The sequence below is a fragment of the Klenkia sesuvii genome, assembly GCF_037083825.1.
In the GTDB taxonomy this organism is placed as follows: domain Bacteria; phylum Actinomycetota; class Actinomycetes; order Mycobacteriales; family Geodermatophilaceae; genus Klenkia; species Klenkia sesuvii.
The window spans coordinates 37,880-56,380 of record NZ_JBAPLU010000004.1; the positions used below are offsets into that span (position 1 = coordinate 37,880).

Here is an 18,501-nt window from a genome sequence, read left to right on the forward strand (position 1 = left end):
CCTCACCCGCCCCAGGAGAACCCCATGCAGATCAGACGAGTCGTGGCCGGCGTCGACGCCGAGGGCACCACGCGCTTCCTGTCCGACGGCCCCGTGCCGTTCTCGCACGAGTTCGTGCACCTGCCCGGTCAGGCGCACGCCCGGGTGTGGCACTCGCACACCGTGCCCACCACGACGCCTCCGGCGGAGGAGACGACGTCCGACGACGGCCCGATCCTGGCCGAGCCCGGCGGCGCAAGCTTCCTGCTCGTGCAGTACGCCCCGGACTCGGTGGCCTTCCAGGACGGCTTCGACGGCGCCGCGGCCGGCGGCGAGTTCGCAGCCAAGCTGCCCGACCTCGCCGCGACCATGGACCCGGCCGTACCGGGCATGCACCGCACCCGGACCGTCGACTTCGGCATCGTGCTCGACGGCGAGATCTGGCTGGAGGTCGGCAGCGGCGAGGAGAAGCAGCTGCGCGCCGGGGACACCGTCGTCCAGCTCGCCGGCCGCCACGCCTGGCGGAACAAGTCCGACCGACCCGCGACGATCGCGTTCGTCCTCACCGGCGCGTCGGAGACCGGGTCGAGCGCGTGACGGTCGGTCAGCCGGGTGCCGGTGAGCCCACGCTGGTGCCGAGGGAGCGTCCGACCCGCTCGGCCCGGGAACGGGTGGAGCCGGGCCCGATGTACGAGGCCATCATCAAGCCGGTCCGGCCCTTCACCGGCATCCGGCTGACCGACGACGAACCGGGCGCGACCACCGAGTGGCCCCCGCCCGGCCCGGCCGACGAGGCGCTGGCCATCGAGGTCACCCAGGCGCTGCAGGCGGTGCTCGACGCCCTCTCGGCCGACCAGCGCGACCGGGTCTCCTTCGCGGCCGACGCCCCGGAGTGGCAGACGTGGCTCAACACCCACCCCAACGTGGTACGGCAGGGGGTCCTGCTGGAGGAGCTCGACGGCGGCCAGCGTGACCGGGTGCTCGCGCTCATGCGGGCCTCCCTGTCCGAGCGGGGCTACCAGCAGGCCCGCGACATCATGCGGATCAACGGTCTGCTGGTGGAGCTGGTGAGAAGCCCCGAGGAGTTCGGCGAGTGGCCCTACTTCCTCACCGTGTTCGGCACCCCGGGTGAGGGCCGGTCCTGGGGGTGGCAGCTCGACGGCCACCACCTGAACCTCAACGTGGCCGTCGTCGGCGGGCGCGTCGTGACCACCCCGGCCTTCATGGGGTCCGAGCCCACGTCGGTGACGTCGGGGCCCTTGGCCGGCACCACCGTGCTGCGGGCCGAGCACCGGGCGGGCCTGGAGCTCATGCAGGCGCTCAGCGCCGACCAGCAGGCCACCGCGACCTCGCACCCGTCGATCCTGACCGCCGACCTGCCCGAGGAGCTGCGGCACCTCATCAACGGCCGCACCCTGGCCGGGCCCTTCGCCGACAACGTCGCCCTGGACCACCAGGGCGTGCGGGGCGCCGACCTCGACGGCGCCCAGCGCGACCTGCTCCGGGCTGCCATCGGCACCTACCTGGACTGGAGCCCGGCCTCCAACGCGGCGGTGCGCGCGGCCCTGGTCGACGAGCACCTGGACCGGACCAGCTTCACCTGGATGGGGGCGGTGGCCGACCGGGGGCCGTTCTACTACCGCATCCTCAGCCCCGTCGTGCTGGTCGAGTTCGACCACCACGCGGGCACCGTCTTCGACGTCCCCGACCCCACCTGGCAGCACATCCACACGATGGTGCGCACCCCCCGCGGGGGGGACTACGGCGTCGACCTGATCCGCCGTCACCACCAGCAGTACGACCACTCGGACGGGAGCCACCGACCATGGAGCTGAACGAGGACGCACCGGACCGGCCGGTCGAGCTGCCCGAGGCCGCCTGGGCAGCCCTGCAGCAGGTCAGCGTCGAGACGCTGGTGCACGTGCTGCAGAAGCGCGGCATCACCAACAGCTTCCTCACCGGCCTGCGGCCGCTGCTGCCCGGGAAGCGGATGGTCGGCTACGCCCGCACGCTCCGGTTCGTGCCGCTCCGGGAGGACCTGCAGGCCGACCTGGTCCGTGGGCGCAACGCCCAGCGGGTCGCCGTCGAGGAGTGCCGGGCCGACGACGTCCTGGTCATCGACGCCCGGCAGGTGCCCGACGCCGGGACCATCGGCGACCTGATGGCCATGCGCCTGCAGCGCCGGGGCGCAGCCGGGGTGGTCACCGACGGGGCGCTGCGCGACGCCGCGGCCGTCGAGGCCATGGGTTTCCCCACCTACCGGCAGGCCGACCACGCGGCCACCTTCGGTCGCCGGCACATGCCCTTCGAGACCAACCGGCCGGTGTCCTGCGCCGGGGTGTTCGTCGTGCCCGGCGACCTGGTGGTCGGCGACGCCGGCGGGTGCGTCGTCCTCCCCGCCGCGCTCGCCGCGGAGGTCGCCCTGGCCGCCGTCGAGCAGGAGCTCGAGGAGACCTGGGCGGCGGAACGGATCGACGCGGGGGAGCCCACGCTGGGCACCTTCCCGGTCGGCGCCGACCGGCGCGCCGAGTTCGACGCCTGGCGGGCCCGGAGAGAGCAGGGATGACCGGGCGACGGTCGATCGACATCGAGGGGTTCGGGCACCGCAACCCCCTCCCGGCCGCCTCACGCCTGGGCCCGCTGCTGGTCTCGAGCATGGTCGTCGGCTACGACGCGGGGACGACCACCGTGCCGCCGGAGCCGACGGCTCAGGTGGCCAACCTGTTCCAGCACTCCGCCGCCGTCCTCGCCGCCGGCGGCGCCACCTGGGACGACGTGGTGCGGATGACGTTCTACCTCCCCGACCTCGCCGACCGCGCCGCCGTCAACGAGGTCTGGACCCGGGTGTTCCCCGTCGCCGACCGGCGTCCCGCGCGCGTCGCGCACCAGGCGGACAGCCACCTCGGCATCCGCTGCGAGTTCATCGCCTACCTGACCGGGGAGGAGTCGGCCCCGTGCTGAGCGAGGAGGTCCGGGCGGAGTGCGCCCGCGCGTTGTTCGCCGCCGAGCGCGACCGGGCGTGGATCGAGCCGCTGACCTCGGTGCACCCCGGTCTCGACGTCGCCGACGCCTACCGCATCGCCGGCCTCGTCACCGAGCTGAAGGTGGCCGCCGGCCGTCGCGTGATCGGGCACAAAGTGGGTCTGACGTCGGTCGCGATGCGCGAGCTGGTCGGCTTCGACGAGCCCGACTACGGGGCCGTGTTCGACGACTGGGTGGTACCCGAGTCGGGCACCATCCCGTTCGCCGAGCTCAACCAGTCCCGCGCAGAGATCGAGCTCGCCTTCGTGCTCGGCCGGCCGCTGGACATGCCGCGGCCGACCGCCGCGGACGTCATCCGGGCCACCGACTTCGTGCTGCCCTCCATCGAGGTCGTCGACAGCCGCTTCCGGGTACGCGGGACCGTGGTCGACAGCATCGCCGACGCCGCCACCTGCGGACGGGTGGTGCTCGGCAGCCGACCGCGCCGGCTGACCGACATCGACGTCCGCGAGGTCGTCGGCACCCTCGAGGTCGACGGCGAGGTCGTCGAGCGCGGCACCGCAGCGGCGTCCATGGGCAGCCCGGTCAACGCCGTCGCCTGGCTGGCGGCCACGATGCACGACTTCGGCGTCCCGCTGGAGGCCGGACACGTGGTGCTCTCCGGCTCCTTCGTCCGGGCGCCCTGGCTGTCGGCTGGGCAGCGCGTCGTGGCCAGGTTCGAGGGGTGCGGCTCGGTCGAGGTGCACATCGGGGAGGACCCGTCGTGATCGCGCTGCGCGACACCTGGGCCGCGGGCGGCACGGCGTGGGGCGGCTGGCTGCTCGGCGCCGACCCGCTGACCGCGATGACCACCGCGTTCGCCGGCTTCGACTACGTCGGCCTCGACGTGCAGCACGGCGCGCCCAGCGCGGAGTCCGTGCCCGGCCTGGTGACGGCCGTCCTGCCCTGGTCGGCGCCGCTGGTCCGGGTGTCGAGCAACGACGCCGCCGAGATCGGGCAGGTCCTCGACGCGGGCGCGCTGGGGGTCATCGTGCCCATGGTGGAGACCGCCGAGGAGGCCCGTGCGGCGGTGGCCGCGTGCCGGTACCCGCCGACGGGCGGGCGCAGCTTCGGGCCCGCCCGGGCCCGGTTGCTGCACGGCGCGGACTACGCGACGCGGGCCGACGAGCTCGTCCTCTGCCTGCCGATGATCGAGACCGCGCGCGGGTTGGCCAACGCCGACGAGATCCTCGGTGTGCCCGGCGTGGACGGGGTGTACGTCGGCCCAGCGGACCTCTCCCTCGGCCTGGGGCTGCGCCCGTTGCTCGACCAGGACGCCGCGGTGTTCACCGATGCGCTGACCACCATCACCGCGGCCGCGCGACGGCACGGGGTGGCGGCCGGCGTGCACGCCAGCGCCGCGCTGGCCGCCACCCGGCAGGAGCAGGGGTTCACCATGATCACCGTCGGCATCGACCAGACGGTCCTGGCGGAGGGCCTGCGCGCCGCGCTGGACCGGTCGCGCTCAGCGGGTGAGGCGTGAGCGCCCCCGCCGTGGACGTGGAGGTGCTGGTCGTGGGATCGGGCCCGATGGGTACGGCCACGGCGCTGAGCCTCGCGCGGGCGGGCATCGGCGTCCAGGTCGTGACCAAGCGCCGCTGGTTCGCCGACGGCCCGCGGGCGCACGTGACCAACCAGCGCACGATGGAGGTGCTCCGCGACCTCGGCGTCGAGGACGCGGTGACCGCTGTGGCGACGCCCTGGCACCTGATGGGCGACATGGCGTTCATGACCAGCGTGGCCGGCCCCGAGCTGGCCCGGATGCGGGCGTACGGCACCGGCGACGACCGGCGCAGCGACTACCTCACCGGCAGCCCCTGCCCGCAGCTGGACGTCCCGCAGGACCGGCTCGAGCCGGTGCTCGCCGACGCCGCGGCCCTGGCCGGCGCGGTGTACCGGATGAACACCGAGTACCTGTCGCACCGGCAGGACGACGACGGCGTCTCGACGGTCCTGCTCGACCGGCTGACCGGGACCGAGCACACGGTCCGCTCGCGCTACCTGGTGGGGGCAGACGGTGCCCGCTCCAAGGTGTTGGCCGACGCGGGCCTGACGGTCGAGGGCCTCATGGGCCGTGCGACCAGCATGTACACGATCTTCAGTGCCGACCTGACCCGGTACGTCGAGCACCGGCCCAGCGTCATCCACTGGATCCTCAACCCGGCGGTGGGCTTCGGCGAGATCGGCATGGGCACGTTGCGGGCCATCCGGCCCTGGACCGAGTGGATCGCAGGTTGGGGCCACGACCCGGACACCGGCCCGCCGGACACCAGCCCGGAGGCCGTGCTGCCCTCGATCCGGGCGATGATCGGCGACCCCGACGTCGAGGTGCGGATCCGGTCGACCAGCACGTGGCAGGTCAACCAGGCCTGGGCACCGCAGTACTCCGCCGGGCGGGTGCACTGCGGGGGCGACGCCGTCCACCGGCACCCGCCGAGCGGCGGCCTGGGGTCGAACACCTCGATCCAGGACGGCTACAACCTGGCCTGGAAGCTCGCCTACGTGCTGCGGGGCTGGGCGGGGGACGAGCTGCTGGAGTCCTACTCCCTGGAGCGGGCGCCGGTCGGCCGGCAGGTGGTCATGCGCGCCAACCAGTCCCGGTTGGACTACGGCCCGATCCGGGAGCTCTTCGCGGCCCGCGACGCCGCGGACCCGGCGGCCGAGATGGTCCGCCGGTTGCGCGACCCGGGTCCTGCGGGCGTGCAGCTGCGCGAGGAGCTGTCGGCGGGCCTGGCGCTGAAGGACACCGAGCACAACGCGCAGGGCACCGAGATGAACCAGCGGTACTCCTCGGGCGCCGTCGCAGCCGCCCCGGAGGAGGAGGTCGCCGACCGTGACCCGCTGCTGCACCTGCAGGCCACCACGCGGCCGGGCGCGAAGATCCCGCACGTGTGGTTGACCGACCGGTCCGGGCGACGGCTCTCCTCCCTCGACGTCGTGGGCCGCGGTGGCACCACCCTGGTCACCGGCCCGGCGGGGTGGGCGTGGGCCCGCGCCGTCGAGCAGCTGGGGCTGCCGTTCCTGCGCAGCGTGGTGGTGGGCGGCGACGAGGTGCACGACCCCTACCTCGCCTGGCACCGGGCCCGGGGGACCGCGGAGGACGGCGCACTGCTCGTGCGTCCCGACGGCTACGTGGCCTGGCGGCGCGAGGACGGGGTCGGCGACGTCGGCGAGGCCGTCGAGGTCCTGCGGGGCGTCCTGGCCCAGGTGCTGGCCCAGCCCCCGGACTGACCCGGCGGCCGGTGCCCGCGCACGCACCTCGACCACCGACGGCCCGGGCCGGCGGGCGTACCCCTGCCGGCCCGGGCCGTCGGTCGTGGTGCTCCGGTCAGCCGCGCAGGTAGACCGTGGTGGTGTGGGTGAAGAACTCCCGCGATGCGCGTCCCTGCTCCTTGGGCCCGTAGCCGCTGCCCTTGGCGCCCCCGAAGGGGACGTGCGGGTCGGCCCCGGCGGTCTCGGAGTTGACGTGCAGGATGCCGACGTCGAGGTGCTGGACCGCCGAGAGCGCGGTCGCGATGTCGCGGGTGAAGACCGCTGCCGACAGGCCGAACTCGCTGTCGTCGGCCATGGCGAAGGCGCTGGCGACGTCGTCCGCGCGGCGCACCGCCACCACCGGGCCGAACAGCTCCTCCCGCCACAGCGCGGGCCGGTCGGAGTCGAGCTCGAGAACGGTCGGCGGCACGAACCACCCCTCGGCCAGCTCACCGCTGCGGTAGGCCTCCCCGCCGGTGAGCGACCGGGCACCCTCGGACAGCGCGCGGTCGATCCCCGCCTGCACCCCGGCGCGGGCGCCGGCGCTGACCACGGGACCCATCTGGGTCCCGTCGGCCACGGCGTCCCCGACGACGAGGTCCTCGGCCCGGCGGGTGAACGCGGCCAGGAACTCGTCGGCGATGCCGGACTGCACGACGACCCGCGAGGTCGCCGTGCACTTCTGGCCGGTGGACCGGAACGCGCCGAGCAGCACCTGCTCGACTGCCAGGTCCAGGTCGGCGTCGTCCAGGACGACCGCCGGGTTCTTGCCGCCCATCTCGGCCTGCACCGGCACCCCGCGGGCCGCCGCGGAGGCGGCGATGGCCCGGCCGACCCCGGTCGACCCGGTGAAGGTGATGCCGGCCAGCCCCGGGTGCTCCACCAGGTGCTGCCCGGCGTCCACGTCGGCGGGGACCAGGTTCAGCACGCCGGCCGGCAACCCGGCGTCGTGCAGGGCCCCGGCCAGCCGCATGGCCAGCACGGGCACGGTCGATGCCGGCTTCCACACCAGGGTGTTGCCGTGCACCAGCGCCGGTGCGATCTTCCAGGCCGGGATGGCGATCGGGAAGTTGAACGGGGTGATGACCCCGACGACGCCGATCGGCCGGCGGGCGACCATGATCTGCTCGCCGCGGCGGGGGGAGTGGAACAGCTCGCCGGCCTCGCGGTCGGCCTCGCCGGCGGCGTAGCGCAGCACCTGCGCGGCGCGCACGACCTCGCCGACGCCCTCGGCTGCGGTCTTGCCCTCCTCGGCGGCGAGCTCGCGCCCCCACACGGGCGCGGCGGCCTCGACCGACCCGGCGGCCCGGACGAGCAGGGCGGCCCGTTCGTGCGCCGGGGTGGCCGCCCAGCCGGGCAGTGCCCGGCCAGCCGACCCCACGGCGTCGTCGAGGTCGGCGATCGACGCCGACGTGCCCGCACCGACGACGTCGGTGGGGCGCGACGGGTTGATCGACCGGAGCTCCGGTCCGCGGCCGGCCCTCCACCGGCCGTCGACCAGGCAGGCGATGTCGGCCGGTGTGCCCGTCACCGGATCAGGCGGACGCGGTCGTGTTGGACCGGTACTCCGAGCGCGCCTTCGCCACGAGCGGCGCGGGCTGCACGGTCGCGCGGACGGCGACCTGACGGTGGTCCTCGACCTGCACCTTGGACGACGCGGGGTTCTCGCCCCAGAGCACGACGACCTCGGTGCCGGGCTCGGCGTGCGCGGCGTCCACCACGGAGATGGACAGGATCGAGCGCTCGTTGGACGAGTAACCGACGTAGTTGGACCGGCCGACGTAGTCACCGCCCTCGGTCTGCACCCGGTCGTACTGGTAGGTCGCGTAGTTGGCCAAGGGCAGCGCCATGTGCTTGGCGCCGATGCCCTCGTCGAACATCGAGCCCATGATCTTCGCGGTGTCCTCCCGGTTCCAGACCAGGGTGACCTTCTTGTTGGCCTGGGCGGTGCCGTCGGCGACCTGGGCCTCGAGGGCGCTGCGGCCGATGAAGTCGTGGTCGAACTTCACGATCCGGCCGTAGTCGAGGTCGTAGGGGGTGAAGTAGTAGTCCTCGACGTCGGGGGAGAAGAAGCTGCCGCCCAGCGAGGCCCGCGCGTCGGGGGAGGTGTCGGACAGCCAGCGACGGTGCGCGGCGGTGCTCTCACCGGTGTAGATGGCCGGCAGCGGGCGGGGCAGCCAACCCGACTCGAGGGTGTTGGTGAGGTAGGCGCGGCCACCGACCTGGACCATGCCGTGCTTCTGCCCGGCGGCCAGCAGCGCCTCGTGCACCGCCTCCCGCTCCTCCCACGGCCCGACGAACTCGAAGCCGGGCTCCCCGGCCATGCCGTGGCGCAGCGCGCGGACCTGCACGCCACCGATGGTCATGCGGGCGCCGTGGAAGAACTTGACGCTGGGCACGTCCTGGCCGACCGCCTCACGGATGACCTCGATCGCGCCCGGGCCCTGGACCTCGTAGCGGTAGACGCGCGGGGGGCCCTGGCGCATGGCCGAGGGGGCGTCCTTCCACAGCTCGACGTCGTAGCCGCCGGTCTCGGCGTGGAACTGCAGCCAGTTGATGGTCGCGGCCATGCCGACGGCCTGGAACTCGTCCTCCTCGTAGCGGAAGAGGATGTTGTCGCCGATGAGATTGCCCTCGCCGTTGACCGCGACGTACTGCTTGGCTGCGTCGACCGGGAAGTACGCGGTGCTGTTGACCGCGGTGTCGCTGATCAGCTTGAGCGCGTCGGGGCCCTTGACGTTCAGGTTCCACATGTGGTGGGACTGGTCGAACAACACCGAGGTGCGGCGCCAGGCCAGCTGCTCGTCGCGCCAGTTGGTGAATTCCGGTGCCATCCCCGCGATCGTGGTGGCGGGCGTCTGCGACTCCCACAGCAGGGTCTGCGGACGGCCGGCGTCAGCGATGGCGTCGTCCAGGTTCCGGGTCATGTCGTCCTCCAGTAGTACCGGTGCAGCGTCGGTCGACTGTGCGCTGCGTCGCACCCCGCGGTAAAGCGGGGAGAAGCGCACAGACAGTTCGGCCCAGACGGAGACCAGTTGTTCGGTCCGGTCGACGTCCGACTGCGGGAACGTGCGCTTCCGTGCTGCGCCGGCGAGTGGTCACCATTCCGGAATGCGACGTGCAACCACGGCGAGGACGAAGCAGTCCGACGCCGTCCTCCGGCGGGCGTTCCAGACGATGGGGTTCGAAGTCATCCCGTTCAGGCGGACCGAGGAGGAGGTGGTGGCGACCATCCCGCACGACGTGCGGTTGACCGTCACCGCCTCACCGGCGAAGGGCCAGGACGCCACCGTCGACCTCGCCGCGAGGCTGACCGCCCGCGGGTACACCGCGGCCCCGCACCTGTCGGCTGCCCTCGTCCGCGACCGGGCGCACCTGCAGGCGGTGGTGGACCGCTGCCGCGATGCCGGCATCACCGAGGTGTTCGTGGTCGGCGGCGACCGGGACGGCGAGCCGACCACCTTCGGCGACGCGCTGGCCCTGCTGCGGGCCCTCCACGAGCTCGACCACGGGTTCACCGAGATCGGCATCGGCGGCCACCCCGAGGGGCACCCGTCCGCCGACGACGAGGTGCTCATGCAGGCGATGGCCGACAAGGCGCCACTCGCCACCTCGATCACCACCCAGATCGTCTTCGACCCGGCGCGCATCCTCGAGTGGTCGCGCGACCTGGCGCGCCGGGGCATCACCCTGCCGGTGCACGTGGGAGTGCCCGGCGCGGTGACCCGCAGCAAGCTCGTGCGGGTCTCGGGCAACCTCGGCATCGGTGCGTCGGCGACGTTCTTGACCAAGCAGCAGGGCATGTTCTGGCGGTTCTTCCGCCCGGGCGGCTACAACCCCGACCCGATCATCCGCGGGCTGCTGCCGCACCTGGGCCGGCCCGACAACCACCTCGAGGGGTTCCACGTCTTCACCTTCAACGACCTCGGGCCCACCGAGGAATGGCGGACGGCGACCCTGCGGAGGACGGCATGACCACCACCGTCGCGCTGCCCTCGACCCCGCCCCGGGGCCCGGTGCCGGCCGACCAGGGCTGCCTGGTCGTGCAGTGCCCGGACACCCCCGGTGTCGTGTCGGCCATCAGCACCTTCCTGACCGCGGCCGGGGCCAACATCCTGACCCTGGACCAGCACGCGACCGCCGAGACCGGCGGCCGCTTCTTCCAGCGCACCACCTTCCGCCTGCCGGGTCTGGTCGCTGCGCGGACCGAGCTGGAGGCCCGGTTCGCGACGGAGGTCGCCGACCGCTTCGGCATGCAGTACCGCCTGACCGAGGTCGGCAAGCCCAAGCGGGTCGCGATACTGGTCTCCAAGACCGACCACTGCGTGCTCGACCTGCTGTGGCGCAACCGCCGCGGGGACCTGGCGATGGACGTGGCCATGGTCGTGTCCAACCACCCCGACCTCGCCGACCGGGCCCGGCCCTTCGGCGTGCCGTTCTTCCACGTGCCGGCCACCCGCGACAACCGGGCCGAGGCCGAGCAGCGCATCCTGGAGCTGCTGCGCGGCAACGTGGACCTGGTGGTGCTGGCCCGGTACATGCAGATCATCACCTCCGAGTTCCTGGCCGAGGTCGGCGTCCCGCTGATCAACATCCACCACTCGTTCCTGCCGGCCTTCATCGGCGCGGGGCCCTACCAGAAGGCCAAGGACCGTGGGGTCAAGCTGATCGGGGCCACGGCGCACTACGTCACGCCCGACCTGGACGAGGGGCCGATCATCGAGCAGGACGTCGTGCGCGTCGACCACCGGCACGCCACCCACGACCTGGTCCGGCTCGGCGCCGACGTCGAGCGCGCTGTGCTGTCCCGGGCCGTGGCGGCTCACCTGGAGGACCGGGTGCTGCTGGACGGCAACTCGACGATCGTGTTCTGATGCCCGGGTCGGGGCGCCTGACCGTCGCGCGGGCGGGCCGGCACGGTCCCCGGGATGCCGTCGTCGGGCAGCCACCGGGCCGACCGTGCGTACTCCACCAGGGCCTGCGCCCGCGGCCCGAGCGACAGGGCGGCCGACCAGATCAGCACGACCTGGATGGGGTCGACCTCCGGGGCGATGGGTTTGCGCACCACCGGGAAGGGCGAGCAGTCGGAGTGGTCGGGCTGCTGCTGGATGAGCATGCCGTAGCCCAGGCCACGACCGACCAGGGTGCGGACGACGTCGGGGTTGCCGGTGCGGTGTCGCACCCGCGGGGTCAGTCCGCGCGCGGTGAAGTTGCCCAGCGCGTGCTCGGTGGACGGCGGTGCGTCGAGCATGATGAAGTCCTCGTCGACGAGGTCCTCCAGCTGCACGGACGGCTCGCCGGCCAACCGGTGGTCGGCGGCCAGCAGGATGTGGGGGCGCAGCGCGAACGCCGTGGCCCGGGGGACCTGGGCGGGCAGGAAGGCGTCGTAGGCGAAGGCGACGTCGAGGCGGCCGGCGTCGAGCATGGCCACGAGCTGGTCCTGCGTCGACTCGGTGAAGGTGATGTCCAGGCCGGGGTGGGCGGGGCTGAACTCGTTGAGCACAGGCGGCATCACGGTGGGCGCGATCGTGCCGAAGCAGCCGATCGCCAGCGGCCCGGCGAGCCGGTCGCCGCGGGTGTCGACGGCGACGCTGAGCTCATCGGCGGCCCGGAGCAGCTCGCGGGCGTCGGCGACGGCGCGCACCCCGGCGCTGGTCATCGTCACGCCGTGGGACTTGCGCCGCACGCACAGTCGGGCGCCGAGCACTCGCTCCAGCTCGGTGATGGCGTCGGACATCGCCGAGGGGGAGACGTGCATGCGCTCGGCCGCGCCGATGACGGTGCCGGTGTCGGCGACGGCGACCAGGTAGGCCAGCTGGCGGAGCGTGAACGACGGCGGGTGGGGGTTCAACGTGACGGGCTCCTCGCTGCTGCAGTGGTCCAGGACACGACGGGAGAGGTCTGATGGTGGCAGGGACGATGGACGGGGCGGCGATCGCCCGCGGTGTGCGCGAGCAGGTGGCCGGGGACGTGGCCCGGTTGGTGGCCGCGGGGGGCACCGCGCCGGGTCTGGCGACCGTGCTGGTGGGGGAGGACCCCGCGTCGGAGGTCTACGTGCGGAACAAACGGCGCAGCTGCGCGGCGGCCGGGATGGTCGACCTGCACCGGCACCTGCCCGGGGACGTCACGCAGGCCGACGCCGCGGCCCTGGTCGACGAGCTGGCCGCCGACCCGGCCGTGTCCGGCATCCTGCTGCAGCTGCCCTTGCCCGACCACCTCGACCCCGGCGAGCTGCTCGCGCGGATCCCGGTGGGCAAGGACGTCGACGGGCTCACCGTCGGCAACGCCGGCCTGCTGGCCCAGGGTCTGCCCGGGCTGCGCCCCTGCACGCCCGCCGGCGTGCTGGAGATCCTCGACCACCACGAGGTCCCGTTGGCCGGGGCCGAGGCGGTGGTCGTGGGCCGGTCGGTGCTGGTCGGCCGTCCGGTGGCGCAGCTGCTGCTCGAGCGCAACGCCACCGTGACCATCTGCCACTCGCGCACCCGGCACCTGGCCGAGGTCTGCCGGCGCGCCGACGTGCTGGTCGTCGCGGCCGGCATCCCCGGCCTGATCGGGCCCGAGGCCGTGCGGCCCGGTGCGGTGGTGGTCGACGTGGGCATCCACCGCGGCCCGCAGGGTCTGCACGGCGACGTGCGGTTCGACGCCGTGCAGGACGTCGCCCGCCTGCTGACCCCGGTGCCCGGCGGGGTGGGGCCGATGACCATCGCGATGCTGCTGGCCAACACCGTCACGGCGGCGGCCCGGCAGCAGGGGATCGCGCTCTAGCGGCCTCACGGCCCCAGCGGCGCGGGCTCCGCCGCGGTGAGCCAGCGGCGCACCTCCTCGGAGTCCGCCCCCAGGCTCGGGGGGCGACGGTCGTGGCGCAGCTCGGTCCGGCTGAAGCGGACCGGGTTGGCGAGGGTGCGTACGGGGACGGGGCCGTCGTGGGTGACCACCGGGGACAGCTCGAGCTCCTCGGCCAGCGCGATCCCCCCGGCGATGTCCTCGACCCGCCCGCAGGGGACACCCACCGCCTGCAGCCGGTCCGCCCACGCCCCGGCACCTGCGGTGGCCAGCGCCTGCTCCAGCGCCCCCACCAATGCCGGCCGGTTCGCCACCCGGTCGGCGTTGGTGGCGAACCGGGTGTCGCCGGCCAGCAGGGGGACCGCCAGGACCTGTGTCATCGCGGCGAACTGCCGGTCGTTCCCGACGGCGACGGCCAGCGGGCCGTCGGCGGTGCGCAGCGTCTCGTAGGGGGCGATGCTCGGGTGGGCGTTGCCCATCCGGCCGGGCACCGCGGCGCCGTTGACGACGGCGGAGGCCTGGTTCACCAACGAGGCCACCAGGCTGGAGAGCAGGCTCACCTCGACCACTTGGCCGCGGCCGTGGGCGTCGCGGTCCCGGAGGGCGGCGAGCACGCCGATCGTGGCGTGCAGACCGGTGAGGACGTCGACCAGCGCCACCCCGGCCTTCACCGGTTCGCCCTCCTGGTCGCCGGTGATGCTCATGAGCCCACCGACGGCCTGCACGACGAAGTCGTACCCGGGCCGGGTGGCCCCCGGCCCGCTGCCGAAGCCGGTCACGGAGCAGTAGACGAGGCCCGGGTTGGCCGCGCGGGTGCTCTCGGCGTCCAGACCGTAGCGGGCCAGGGTGCCCGGCAGGAAGTTCTCGACCAGGACGTCGGCGCGCCGGGCCAGCTCGCGGGCGAGCGCGAGGTCGGCCTCCTGGCCCAGGTCGAGGGTGACGCTGCGCTTGCCGCGGTTGACGCCGGCGAAGTAGGTGGTGGTGTCGCCGACCCAGGGCGGACCCCACTGGCGGGTGTCGTCACCGGCCCCCGGTCTCTCGACCTTCACCACGGTCGCGCCGAGGTCGGCCAGGAACATCGTCGCCAGGGGGCCGGCCAGGACCCGGCTGAAGTCGGCGACCAGCACGCCGTCGAGGGGGCGCCGTGCCGCGTGGGGGGTGGTCATGCCGAGGACCCTAGTGTTAGATCTTAGAAAATCTAGGCACACCCGGTGGAGGCGGAATGGCGCAGGACGGCACCCCGCGGCTGCGCACGGTCGTCACCGTGCAGCACGCGACCTTGTCCTGGTTGCGCGAGCAGCTGGCGACCGGCCGGCTCAAGCCCGGTGACCAGGTGCGCCAGGAGGTCCTCGCTCGCGAGTTCGGGGTGAGCGTGCCCCCGATGCGCGAGGCACTGAAGACGCTCGAGGCGGAGGGGCAGCTGGTCTACCACCCGCACCGCGGCTACTTCGTCGCCTCCATGAGCTACGAGGAGCTCGCCGAGACCTACCGGATCCGGCAACTGCTCGAGACCGAGGCGATCACCCGGTCGGTGCCGCTGCTGGGTGCGGAGGAGGTCGCCCGCATGCGCGAGGCAGCCCAGGTCATGGAGCACTCCCACGGCACCGCCGACGTCCGGGCCATCGCCGAGGCCAACCGCGTCTTCCACTTCACCCTGTTCGACGCCGCCGCCATGCCCCGGATGGCGGACATGATCCGGGTGCTGTGGGGGTCCACCGACCGCTACCGCGCCCGCTACTTCTCCACCGCCGAGCACCGCCGGCGGGTCAACCGCGAGCACCGGCAGATCCTCGCCGCGGCCGGCCAGGGCGACGCCGCCCTGGTCGCCGAGCTGTCCCACCAGCACCGCACCCACTCCCTCGACGCCCTCGCCCGGGCCCTCGAGGACTCGACCGACCGCTCAGCCGCCTGCGGCTGACCACCACCCAGGAGAAGACCGTGCCCCAGCCCGTCACCGACCTGCTCGACGTCGACACCCTGCTGTCGGACGAGGAGCGGGCCATCCGCGACACCGTGCGCACCTTCGTCGACAAGCGGGTTCGCCCCGAGATCGGCCAGTGGTTCGAGGACGGCACCAGCCCCAAGGAGCTGGCCGCCGAGCTCGGCGAGCTGGGCGTCTTCGGCATGCACCTGGAGGGCTACGGCTGCGCCGGCACCAACGCGGTCAGCTACGGCCTGGCCTGCATGGAGCTCGAGGCCGGCGACAGCGGGCTGCGCAGCATGGTGTCGGTCCAGGGTTCGCTGTCGATGTTCTCGATCTGGAAGTACGGCTCGGAGGAGCAGAAGCAGGAGTGGCTGCCGCAGCTCGCCGCCGGCGAGGCCCTCGGCTGCTTCGGCCTGACCGAGCCCGACTACGGCTCCAACCCCTCGGGCATGCGCACCAACGCCGTCCGCAAGGGCGACGACTGGGTGCTCAACGGCTCCAAGATGTGGATCACCAACGGCTCGGCCGCCTCGGTCGCCACGGTGTGGGCGCGCACCGACGAGGGCGTCCGCGGCTTCGTCGTCCCGACCGGCACGCCGGGGTTCACCGCCACCGACGTGCACCACAAGCTGTCGCTGCGGGCGTCCACCACCTCGGCCCTCTACCTCGACGACGTCGTCCTGCCGGCCAGCGCGATGCTGCCGGGGGCCACGGGGCTCTCCGGCCCGCTGGGGTGCCTCAACGAGGCCCGGTTCGGCATCGTGTTCGGCGCGATGGGTGCCGCCCGCGACTCCCTGGACACCGCGCTGGAGTACGCCACCTCGCGCATCCAGTTCGACAAGCCGATCGCGGCCTTCCAGCTCACCCAGGGCAAGCTCGCCGACATGTCCGTCGAGCTCTACAAGGGCATCCTGCTGGCCCTGCACCTGGGCCGGCTGAAGGACGCCGGCCGGGTGCGGCCCGAGCAGATAAGCATCGGCAAGCTGAACAACGTCCGCGAGGCCATCCAGATCGCCCGGACCTGCCGCACCATCCTGGGCGGGTCGGGCATCACCACCGAGTACTCGCCGCTGCGGCACGCCAACAACCTGGAGTCGGTGCTGACCTACGAGGGCACCAGCGAGGTCCACCAGCTGGCCCTCGGCCAGGCCCTGACCGGCATCTCCGCCTACCGCTGACGCGGGGGACGTCGTCCGGCCGGTTGCCCCCGCCCCGGCCGGACGACGTCGGTCACGGCGCGATGATGAAGTTGGTGAACCCGCCGTGCCGGGCGGGCAACGAGTCGAGCGCCTCGTTGACCTGGTCCAGCCGGTGGACCTGGTTCTCCAGCACCGACAGGTCGATGGCGCCCGCGCCCACCAGGTCGGCCATGTCCTGGGCCTCGCTCGTGGTGAACCAGAGGCTGCCCAGGAGGCTGATGCCGGCGGTCATCATCCAGAGGACGTTCAGCGGTGCCGGCTCCATCATCCCGCCGATGTTCACCGCGATCCCGCCACGGCGAAGACCGGAGACGGCGTCGACCATCGCCTGCGCCGGGGCATCGGGCGCCAGCGCATCGATGAGCACGTCGGCGCCCAGCCCGTCGGTCTGCTCGCGGACCCAGTCGGCGACCGGCCGGTCGCCGGCGGCCAACACCTGGATGCGGTCGGGGGCCAGAGCCTGCACGTCCGCGAGCAGGTCGGCGTTGCGCCCGGTGCCCAGGATCGTGGTCGCACCGAGCCCGAGGGCGATCAGCGTCGCGCCCACGCCCAGGGTGCCGCCGATGCCGTCGATCAGCACGGTGCTGCCGGGGCCGACTCGACCCTTGCGCAGCGCCGAGAAGGCCGTGCCCAGGTAGCCGAACCGGGCGCCCTGCTCGAAGGTGACCGAGTCCGGCAGCCGGACGAGATTGCCCTGCGGGGCGGTGAGGTACTCGGCGAAGCCGCCGTAGGGGTAGGCGTCGAACAGCTTCTGACCGTCGGCGCTGAAGCTGAAGTAGGCCATGAAGGTGTAGGTGGGGCACGCCTGGACCTCACCCGCCACGCAGGCCCGGCAGGCGCGGCAGGACAGCGCGGGGTTGACGTAGATCCGGTCGCCGACGGACCAACCGGTGACCTCGCTGCCGACTTGGCTGACCACCCCGGCGGAGTCCAGGCCGAAGACGGCGGGCAGCTCCGGCAGGGGCAGAAAGGGGAACCACTCGGCGTAGAGGGCGAGCACGTTCTTGAGGTTGGGCACGAAGTTGCACGCCTTGACCTCGACAACGACGTCGGTCGGTCGAGGCTCGGGGACGGGCACCTGCTCTAGGCGCATGGGGTCACCGATGGCGTGCAGACGCGCGACCTGCATCGTCGTCATGGGGGGTCCTCCCGGGGCGGACGGTCATCCGGTGCGGTCGCCGCGACCGCGCCCGGGCACGGTGACAGACGCCACAACCCGCCGTACAACAGTTGATCCCGAGGACGCCCATCAGGTAATCCGATGGCGCCCCGGCCTGGCTCAACCGTGCTCCGGGTCCTCCGGGACGGGCGGTCTGGTCGAGGAGCCCGGCGTCGGGTTGAACCGCGCCGGGACCGCCGAGCGGAGGAGCTCGACGACGGCCTGGGCGCGGCGGCCCAGCTGCCGGTCGGGCAGCCGGGCGAGGACCACGGCGTGGTCGGGCACGCCGCTCTCGAGGTGCACCGCGGCCAGGGGCAGACCTTCGATGCTGAGCGGTGTCGGCCAGACCTGCAGCAGGATCGCGTAGCCCACCCCCCGGGCGACGAGGGACCGGACGACCTCGATCTCGGTCGACTCGACGACCCGGCGGGGCAGCACCCCGGCCTCGTGCATGACGTGCAGCCCGCCCAGCGGGCCCGGTCCGGGGGAGTACTGCACCAGCGTGTCGTCGGCCAGTTCGGTGATGCGGATCGTGGGCCGGCCTGCCAGTGGGTGGTCAGCAGCGAGTAGCACGTAGGGGCTCGGCCGTACCAGCGTCTCGGTGTGCAGGCCGGGGCCGAGGCCTGCCTCGTAGGTCAGCAGCACGTCGCACGCTCCGGTGGTCAGCGCCCGGCGCAGCTCCTCCTGGCCGCCCTCGACCGTGCTGAGCTCCAGCGCCGGGTGGAGGCGCTGGAGGTCCTGGTGCAAGGCGGGGATGTGGTGGGGGGCCATCGTGCGGTAGCAGCCCAGCGTCACCGGCCCGCGCAGGTCCGCGTGCGGGGCCCGCGCCCGGACCTGGACGTCGGCCGCCGCCGCCAGCGCCCGCCGCGCATCGGCGACCACACCGGCGCCGGCCTCGGTGAGGCTCACGCCGTGGCCGGGGCGACGGACGAGCAGCTGGACGCCGAGATGGCGCTCCAGGTCGGTGATGCCCGTCGAGATGGCGGCCTGCGAGACGTGCTGGGCCTCGGCGGCCGAGGTCATCGACCCGGCCTCAGCCACCGCGACCAGGTAGGCGAGCTGGCGCAGCGAGAAGTGGGGGACCATGGCCTCGGTTCCGTCGACGTGCCCGATCGGGGATCGGCTGTGCCCGATCCGGGGACGACACGGTCTCACCCGATGGTCACGTGTTGCTGGTCGGGCTC

The 18,501-nt window shown here is 73.3% G+C and carries 18 protein-coding genes; 12 read left to right on the forward strand and 6 right to left on the reverse strand.

The annotated features are described in order from the left end of the window. Nucleotides 1-24 precede the first annotated feature (24 nt). From TEK04_RS05260 to TEK04_RS05290, 7 genes are read left to right on the forward strand one after another with little or no spacing between them, the layout of a single operon-like run. Nucleotides 25-576, forward strand: coding sequence for a cupin domain-containing protein (locus TEK04_RS05260; RefSeq protein ID WP_336403266.1), 552 nt, complete (start codon nucleotides 25-27; stop codon nucleotides 574-576). Beyond that, nucleotides 573-1,814 carry a DUF3500 domain-containing protein gene (locus tag TEK04_RS05265; RefSeq protein WP_336403267.1) on the forward strand — a complete coding sequence of 414 codons (1,242 nt, stop codon included), beginning with the start codon at nucleotides 573-575 and terminating at the stop codon, nucleotides 1,812-1,814. The genes TEK04_RS05260 and TEK04_RS05265 overlap by 4 nt, the downstream gene beginning before the upstream one ends. Beyond that, nucleotides 1,805-2,545 carry an RraA family protein gene (locus TEK04_RS05270; protein WP_336403268.1) on the forward strand — a complete coding sequence of 247 codons (741 nt, stop codon included), beginning with the start codon at nucleotides 1,805-1,807 and terminating at the stop codon, nucleotides 2,543-2,545. The genes TEK04_RS05265 and TEK04_RS05270 overlap by 10 nt, the downstream gene beginning before the upstream one ends. Further along, nucleotides 2,542-2,940, forward strand: a complete 399-nt coding sequence (locus TEK04_RS05275) for a RidA family protein (protein ID WP_336403269.1) — start codon at nucleotides 2,542-2,544, stop codon at nucleotides 2,938-2,940. Before TEK04_RS05270 ends, TEK04_RS05275 begins: the two co-directional genes overlap by 4 nt. After that, on the forward strand, nucleotides 2,934-3,728 hold the full coding sequence (locus tag TEK04_RS05280) for a 2-keto-4-pentenoate hydratase (RefSeq protein ID WP_336403270.1): 795 nt from the start codon (nucleotides 2,934-2,936) through the stop codon (nucleotides 3,726-3,728). The genes TEK04_RS05275 and TEK04_RS05280 overlap by 7 nt, the downstream gene beginning before the upstream one ends. Further along, nucleotides 3,725-4,483: an HpcH/HpaI aldolase family protein gene (locus TEK04_RS05285; RefSeq protein WP_336403271.1), complete on the forward strand. Its 759-nt coding sequence runs from the start codon at nucleotides 3,725-3,727 to the stop codon at nucleotides 4,481-4,483. The genes TEK04_RS05280 and TEK04_RS05285 overlap by 4 nt, the downstream gene beginning before the upstream one ends. Then, nucleotides 4,480-6,231: an FAD-dependent monooxygenase gene (locus TEK04_RS05290; protein WP_336403272.1), complete on the forward strand. Its 1,752-nt coding sequence runs from the start codon at nucleotides 4,480-4,482 to the stop codon at nucleotides 6,229-6,231. Before TEK04_RS05285 ends, TEK04_RS05290 begins: the two co-directional genes overlap by 4 nt. Before the next feature lie 97 nt (nucleotides 6,232-6,328). Here the strand turns inward: TEK04_RS05290 and TEK04_RS05295 are convergent, their stop codons facing one another. Continuing rightward, nucleotides 6,329-7,783: an aldehyde dehydrogenase family protein gene (locus tag TEK04_RS05295; RefSeq protein WP_336403273.1), complete on the reverse strand. Its 1,455-nt coding sequence runs from the start codon at nucleotides 7,781-7,783 to the stop codon at nucleotides 6,329-6,331. A gap of 4 nt (nucleotides 7,784-7,787) precedes the next feature. Further along, nucleotides 7,788-9,179: an aminomethyl transferase family protein gene (locus tag TEK04_RS05300; protein WP_336403274.1), complete on the reverse strand. Its 1,392-nt coding sequence runs from the start codon at nucleotides 9,177-9,179 to the stop codon at nucleotides 7,788-7,790. 184 nt (nucleotides 9,180-9,363) lie between these two features. Between TEK04_RS05300 and TEK04_RS05305 the strand changes: the two genes are divergently transcribed. Beyond that, the gene (locus tag TEK04_RS05305) at nucleotides 9,364-10,227 is read left to right on the forward strand and encodes a methylenetetrahydrofolate reductase (RefSeq protein ID WP_336403275.1); all 864 of its coding nucleotides are present in this window, start codon (nucleotides 9,364-9,366) and stop codon (nucleotides 10,225-10,227) included. After that, nucleotides 10,224-11,126: a formyltetrahydrofolate deformylase gene (gene purU, locus TEK04_RS05310; RefSeq protein WP_336403276.1), complete on the forward strand. Its 903-nt coding sequence runs from the start codon at nucleotides 10,224-10,226 to the stop codon at nucleotides 11,124-11,126. The genes TEK04_RS05305 and purU overlap by 4 nt, the downstream gene beginning before the upstream one ends. Here the strand turns inward: purU and TEK04_RS05315 are convergent. Next, on the reverse strand, nucleotides 11,075-12,103 hold the full coding sequence (locus TEK04_RS05315) for a LysR family transcriptional regulator (protein ID WP_336403277.1): 1,029 nt from the start codon (nucleotides 12,101-12,103) through the stop codon (nucleotides 11,075-11,077). The two genes, purU and TEK04_RS05315, sit on opposite strands and share 52 nt — an antisense overlap. A 68-nt stretch (nucleotides 12,104-12,171) precedes the next feature. Between TEK04_RS05315 and folD the strand changes: the two genes are divergently transcribed. Then, nucleotides 12,172-13,017 (forward strand): bifunctional methylenetetrahydrofolate dehydrogenase/methenyltetrahydrofolate cyclohydrolase FolD, encoded by an 846-nt coding sequence (gene folD / locus TEK04_RS05320; RefSeq protein ID WP_336403278.1) that lies wholly within the window; start codon nucleotides 12,172-12,174, stop codon nucleotides 13,015-13,017. Between the two features lie 5 nt (nucleotides 13,018-13,022). Here folD and TEK04_RS05325 read toward each other — a convergent pair whose 3' ends face one another. Continuing rightward, nucleotides 13,023-14,201 carry a CaiB/BaiF CoA transferase family protein gene (locus tag TEK04_RS05325; RefSeq protein WP_336403279.1) on the reverse strand — a complete coding sequence of 393 codons (1,179 nt, stop codon included), beginning with the start codon at nucleotides 14,199-14,201 and terminating at the stop codon, nucleotides 13,023-13,025. A 56-nt stretch (nucleotides 14,202-14,257) separates the two neighbouring features. On the opposite strand from TEK04_RS05325, the gene TEK04_RS05330 reads away from it, so the two are divergent. Beyond that, nucleotides 14,258-14,953 carry a GntR family transcriptional regulator gene (locus TEK04_RS05330; protein ID WP_336403280.1) on the forward strand — a complete coding sequence of 232 codons (696 nt, stop codon included), beginning with the start codon at nucleotides 14,258-14,260 and terminating at the stop codon, nucleotides 14,951-14,953. 20 nt (nucleotides 14,954-14,973) lie between these two features. After that, entirely contained in the window at nucleotides 14,974-16,137 is a 1,164-nt protein-coding gene (locus TEK04_RS05335; protein WP_336403281.1) for an acyl-CoA dehydrogenase family protein, read from the forward strand. Between the two features lie 52 nt (nucleotides 16,138-16,189). Here TEK04_RS05335 and TEK04_RS05340 read toward each other — a convergent pair whose 3' ends face one another. Continuing rightward, the gene (locus TEK04_RS05340) at nucleotides 16,190-17,296 is read right to left on the reverse strand and encodes an alcohol dehydrogenase catalytic domain-containing protein (protein WP_336403282.1); all 1,107 of its coding nucleotides are present in this window, start codon (nucleotides 17,294-17,296) and stop codon (nucleotides 16,190-16,192) included. Between the two features lie 141 nt (nucleotides 17,297-17,437). Next, nucleotides 17,438-18,403 (reverse strand): LysR family transcriptional regulator, encoded by a 966-nt coding sequence (locus TEK04_RS05345; RefSeq protein WP_336403283.1) that lies wholly within the window; start codon nucleotides 18,401-18,403, stop codon nucleotides 17,438-17,440. Nucleotides 18,404-18,501: the final 98 nt, after the last annotated feature.

Coding starts and splice junctions, on each gene's coding strand:
- TEK04_RS05260 (WP_336403266.1), top strand. CDS start 25: ATGCAGATCAGACGAGTCGTGGCCGGCGTCGACGCCGAGGGCACCACG.
- TEK04_RS05270 (WP_336403268.1), top strand. CDS start 1,805: ATGGAGCTGAACGAGGACGCACCGGACCGGCCGGTCGAGCTGCCCGAG.
- TEK04_RS05275 (WP_336403269.1), top strand. CDS start 2,542: ATGACCGGGCGACGGTCGATCGACATCGAGGGGTTCGGGCACCGCAAC.
- TEK04_RS05300 (WP_336403274.1), bottom strand. CDS start 9,179: ATGACCCGGAACCTGGACGACGCCATCGCTGACGCCGGCCGTCCGCAG.
- TEK04_RS05305 (WP_336403275.1), top strand. CDS start 9,364: ATGCGACGTGCAACCACGGCGAGGACGAAGCAGTCCGACGCCGTCCTC.
- purU (WP_336403276.1), top strand. CDS start 10,224: ATGACCACCACCGTCGCGCTGCCCTCGACCCCGCCCCGGGGCCCGGTG.
- folD (WP_336403278.1), top strand. CDS start 12,172: ATGGACGGGGCGGCGATCGCCCGCGGTGTGCGCGAGCAGGTGGCCGGG.
- TEK04_RS05325 (WP_336403279.1), bottom strand. CDS start 14,201: ATGACCACCCCCCACGCGGCACGGCGCCCCCTCGACGGCGTGCTGGTC.
- TEK04_RS05330 (WP_336403280.1), top strand. CDS start 14,258: ATGGCGCAGGACGGCACCCCGCGGCTGCGCACGGTCGTCACCGTGCAG.
- TEK04_RS05340 (WP_336403282.1), bottom strand. CDS start 17,296: ATGACGACGATGCAGGTCGCGCGTCTGCACGCCATCGGTGACCCCATG.
- TEK04_RS05345 (WP_336403283.1), bottom strand. CDS start 18,403: ATGGTCCCCCACTTCTCGCTGCGCCAGCTCGCCTACCTGGTCGCGGTG.